Genomic DNA, 259 nt, shown 5'->3' with positions numbered 1-259 from the left:
CGCCATTGCGCTGTCGGTGCTCTCTGGCTTCATTTTTGGCGGATTGCTGCTATAAGCACACTCCTCGTGTTACGGATGGAGCATGCTATCATCGGCGCTCTTTAAAACAGGAGTCACAGGATGAATGCTGTCGTTATCCTCTGCACCACGCCCGATCAGGCCACGGCGGAGCACCTTGCTGGCCTAGCGCTGGAAGCCAGGCTGGCGGCCTGTGTCACACTGCTGCCGGGCGCCACCTCCTGGTATCTCTGGCAGGGAA

The 259-nt window shown here is 59.1% G+C and carries 1 protein-coding gene; it reads left to right on the top strand.

The window, feature by feature from the left end:
• Positions 1–120: 120 nt before the first annotated feature.
• The coding region (gene cutA, locus SB765_RS31135) for a divalent cation tolerance protein CutA (RefSeq protein WP_410932692.1) at positions 121–259 on the top strand (139 nt) is incomplete at its 3' end.

The organism is Pseudomonas sp. SIMBA_067, from assembly GCF_046534675.1.
Taxonomy (GTDB): domain Bacteria; phylum Pseudomonadota; class Gammaproteobacteria; order Pseudomonadales; family Pseudomonadaceae; genus Aquipseudomonas; species Aquipseudomonas putida.
This window is presented reverse-complemented; position numbering and strand designations above follow the sequence as displayed.